Source organism: Pseudoalteromonas sp. TB25 (genome assembly GCF_000497995.1).
Lineage (GTDB): Bacteria > Pseudomonadota > Gammaproteobacteria > Enterobacterales > Alteromonadaceae > Pseudoalteromonas > Pseudoalteromonas distincta.
The window spans coordinates 1-1,376 of the sequence record NZ_AUTI01000004.1 but is presented as its reverse complement, the minus strand read 5'-3'; the positions used below and the strand labels follow the sequence as shown (position 1 = coordinate 1,376).

General features: G+C 42.7%; 2 protein-coding genes. One reads left to right on the top strand and one right to left on the bottom strand.

The features are described from left to right. A partial coding sequence (locus L652_RS0100050) for a putative sulfate exporter family transporter (RefSeq protein WP_024594918.1) occupies nucleotides 1-676 on the bottom strand: 676 nt, incomplete at its 3' end. A gap of 121 nt (nucleotides 677-797) precedes the next feature. Between L652_RS0100050 and L652_RS0100045 the strand changes: the two genes are divergently transcribed. Further along, nucleotides 798-1,376: LysR family transcriptional regulator (locus tag L652_RS0100045; RefSeq protein ID WP_024594919.1), on the top strand; the 579-nt coding region annotated here is incomplete at its 3' end.

Below are 1,376 nucleotides of genomic sequence, written 5' to 3'. Positions count from 1 at the left end.
CTGCAGCATTGGCGCTTACAGCTGTGCCCGCTGCAACCACTTGCGCTACTTCATGAATAGTTGAGCCTACAAAAATACCGTAAGCGTGTTCACTCAGCCCCATGTAATCAAACATGATTGGGTAGGCAAACATGCTTAACGTGCCAAACACCACCACCGTTGCTACAGCTACCGATACTTTATGCGCCTGCGCTTTTATTACAGGCTCAGTTGCCATAACCGCAGCGGCACCACAAATAGAACTACCCGCGCCAATTAATATGGTTGTTTGTTCATCAAGCTTAAATACGCGCTTACCTAGCTGCACTGCCAAAATAAATGTGCCTAACAGCATTACAACATCGATTAATAAGCCTTCCCAGCCTACACCCGCTACTTGCGCAAAGGTAATTCTAAACCCAAACAACACAACCCCCGCTTTAAGCAATATACTTTTAGCGTAATCAACACCTATATCGGTTTGCGTAGCAATACGCGAAAACACACTGTTACCCACAATAATGCCAAGCACTATACCAATAGTTAAAGAGCTAAATTGCGCACTTTGCATTATGGGTAACTTACTTAATGCAACAGATGCTCCCGCCAAAACAACCACCAGCAGCATACCTAACCACCAGCGCGTATCGCCGTATTGCTTAGTATTAATACCCAAATTTTTAATAGCGCTAAGCATAATATTCTCTCAATTGAACAACTTTAAACTGTTGACTTCATTTTAAGAAAGCGCAAAATATAACTCCAATACATTAAAATCATGATTCGATAACTTAAGGTTATGTGATTTGAGAGGCACAATGAACTTGCACGCACTACGGGTGTTTTATACGGTAGCAAAGCTTGGTAGTTTTTCAGGCGCAGCCGAGGCGCTTTTTATAAGCCAACCGGCTGTATCTAAAGCGCTAAAAGAGCTTGAGCACCAATTAAATATTCAACTTATAGAGCGTGCATCTAAAGGCAAAAAACTTACCTTAAGCGAGGGCGGCCAAGCCTTGTATGATCATGCACGTAGCATTTTTGCCATTGAAAAAGCCGCCATTGAAGATATTAAATCACGCACAGGGCTTAAGCGTGGCACGCTCGTTATAGGCACTAGTACAACCATTGCCAGCTATTGGCTACCGCCCTATTTAGCTAAATTTTGCGCGCAGTACCCAGATATAAAAGTAGAAGTACAAGTTGCCAATACCGCGCAAATTGAGCTTGCCTTACTAGAATGCACTATCGATTTAGCACTGGTTGAAGGCACACCTACCGAGCCGCATATAATAAGCAAACACTGGCAAAACGATTTAATGAGTGTTGTTATACCCAGTAACTTTAAGCCCGCTAAAAACTTAAAAGCATGGTTAAACAAACAGTTTTGGCTACTGCGC